This is a genomic window from Lachnobacterium bovis (assembly GCF_900111325.1).
Lineage (GTDB): Bacteria > Bacillota > Clostridia > Lachnospirales > Lachnospiraceae > Roseburia > Roseburia bovis_A.
Genome location: NZ_FOGW01000053.1, coordinates 1 through 2,658 on the forward strand (window position 1 = coordinate 1; position 2,658 = coordinate 2,658).

A 2,658-nucleotide genomic window follows, 5' to 3' on the forward strand; every position below is an offset into this window, starting at 1 on the left:
TCCTGCTATTATTTCACCTAAAATATTTGACACCGTTCAATCCATAAAAGTATCTCGAAGCAATATCATCGAAAATCCAGATGGTACTACTTCGAGAAAACATACTAAATACAGCGGAAAACGTGTTGTTCGCGAAACTGTTGACATTGAACAGTTGAAATATGATTTAGGATTTGAAGAAATAATACCGCCTCAAGATTAATCACTAATATCTCTATCGGATAACAAATTTGAATGATCATACTTTTTTACATATATACAAAAGATGATTGGTGTTTCCAAGCAATTCTCTTTTTTCAGAATGTGACATATACCAGTCTGAAAGTTTCTTAAAGTCATCCTCTGAGATTGAAAAATCAGCCCGATGCTCAACTGGTTCAATAAGTCCGTCCACACCTGCCGTTGTAATATACGTTACATTTTTAGTCTTAAATAGATCCTCAAATTCTGAAATATCATAACCGGTAAAGAGCTGTTCTTTAAAATGTCTAACCTTATTATCATCTGTAAAATTTTCTTCCTGTCCTTTAGACCAGTTCCCATAAAAGTAATTAGAATACATGATTGCATATACGGATATAAATGCAAACATTATCACACCGCCAGGTTTGGTTACCCTGATAGCTTCATCGATTGCCTTATTAACTTCTTCTTTTTCATATAGGTGATATAGAGGACCAAATACAAGCGTAAGGTCGAAGCAATTATCTTCAAGCGTATCCAGTTTTGTGGCATCTCCCTGAATCGATTTTATGTTGCCAATTCCCTTGCTTTTTTCTCTAAGAATTTCCAGATTCTTATCCACCAGTTCAACTGCGGTTACATCCATTCCCTCTTTTGCAAGAGTTATAGAATAACGCCCTGTTCCTGCTCCAATTTCCAGAACCTTTGATTTTTTATCAGCATATCTATGAATATAATTCATCGTAGTCGTATATTCTAAGCGGCCATGCACGGTCCTTTCAAGACGTCCTTCTTCTTCATATTGAGAATAAAACTTGTTGATGATTTTTTCCCTTGAAGTGCCTTCCTCAACCGCATTTACCCTTGTAAAATACTCTTTCTCATTTTCATGATGAATATATGCTCCATTTTTAATCTGCACACGAAGACTTGCCGGATTATCCTTATTTACAGACATATATACTTCATGAATGCACATCTGTCTAGCCTTTATTAAAGTAAGTTCAAGTCCTTTCGTTGCATATCCTTTTCCACGATATTTTTTGGAAATACAATAACCAATATGACCAGCCCCTTCTCTCAAAAAATCATTCAGACAATGCCTTAAATTGAAAACTCCAACATAAACGCCTTCATCAACGAGCACATAAGTAGTATCAGGAACATATCCCTCCGGTAGTTCTTTTCCCAATGACCAGTTTCGCTTTTTTTCTATCCACTCAAGAAACTGTTCATAGCTATAACCATATACATTATTCATATAGCCGTTTTCATTTTCAGGAAAGGACATATAGAGCTCATATGCTTTTCGATAATCAGAATCCTGTACTCTTACTAGTTCCATAACAACTCCTCCGTGTATTTTTCATATCTTTTCTGCTTTCTTCAAATTTTTATTTATGAGTATAATCATGTAACGCCATCATGTCAACCCAAAATCCTTGCATCTTAGAATAAATATTCTCTATAACTGGTGCCTTATATTCAATATATTTATCAATGTCCTCTGGATACAAGGAAGCAGCCTCCATCTTAATTTTACTGTATTCATCTACTGCCTCTGGATGCACTCTGAGATAATCCCTGAATGCCAGATGTCTTTTCAATTCCAGCGAATCCTGCGGGCACACATATAAATGATGCTGCTGTAAATGTTCCTTGCCTTCATATGCGAAGGCTTCTCTCCCAGGTATTCCAAGATTACCTTCATGGATGTAGCCAATACTTTTCAAAGCTAAAATCGCATCATTAATTCTTTCTTTTGTTACAACAACATCAATGTCTATAATTGGCTTAGCTGCCAATCCTTCAACCGACGTACTGCCGACATGCTCAATAGAAATTTCAATATCTCCGAGAGCCTGACTTAGCTCATTTTTTATATCAAGAAAATTCTGCTTCCACTTTTCATCATATGGAAGTACAACAACATGTTTTGTTCTCATTAAGCTATTTCTCCATCCTTTCAATTGCTTCTTCCAAAGAAATGCAGTCGGCAAATCTCTTTAGCCACATCATTTCATTGTAATATTGATAAGTTGTTTCGCCATCCATGTAATCATTATCCATCGTGGAGTTCGTTCCCCTTGGAATGATTACTCTGTATCCTCTTTCAAAAGCTGATTTCACAGAGGCATCAATACAAAAGTTGGTCAGCTATCTCAAAATTCTATCTATAGCAACCACGATACATTTAGCTATAATTCAATGTTTTTTAACCAATCCATCCCGACTAATTTATCCCCATCGTAGGCAGAAAAAACAGTGTTAAAATTTTTCATTGCAGTGCATAGTTTTTCCGGATAATGCCCCGATGACATAATCCACTATACTTTAAAATACTTGACGATCAAATTCTTTTATGGTAGTCTCTGCCTCCAATTTTTCACGCATGAATGAAATACAATCCTCTAAATCAAGTTTAGAATTTCCTATGCCATTCACGATAGTGTAAATGAAAAGGATTATCAAAGA

The 2,658-nt window shown here is 35.6% G+C and carries 2 protein-coding genes and 1 pseudogene; 1 reads left to right on the forward strand and 2 read right to left on the reverse strand.

Going from position 1 to position 2,658, the window contains the following annotated elements; genetic code table 11:
• A pseudogene (locus BMY79_RS11685) lies at positions 1 to 202 on the forward strand (hypothetical protein); the annotation flags it as partial.
• Between the two features lie 36 nt (positions 203 to 238).
• Here the strand turns inward: BMY79_RS11685 and BMY79_RS11690 are convergent.
• Positions 239 to 1,528: a GNAT family N-acetyltransferase gene (locus BMY79_RS11690; RefSeq protein ID WP_074731027.1), complete on the reverse strand. Its 1,290-nt coding sequence runs from the start codon at positions 1,526 to 1,528 to the stop codon at positions 239 to 241.
• Positions 1,529 to 1,577: 49 nt separating this feature from the next.
• Complete coding sequence (locus BMY79_RS11695) at positions 1,578 to 2,129, reverse strand: GrpB family protein (protein ID WP_074731028.1); 552 nt, start codon at positions 2,127 to 2,129, stop codon at positions 1,578 to 1,580.
• Positions 2,130 to 2,658 lie beyond the last annotated feature (529 nt).

What these genes read in the sequence shown, in the direction of transcription:
- BMY79_RS11695 (WP_074731028.1), bottom strand. Translation starts at nt 2,129, where the DNA reads ATGAGAACAAAACATGTTGTTGTACTTCCATATGATGAAAAGTGGAAG.
- BMY79_RS11690 (WP_074731027.1), bottom strand. Translation starts at nt 1,528, where the DNA reads ATGGAACTAGTAAGAGTACAGGATTCTGATTATCGAAAAGCATATGAG.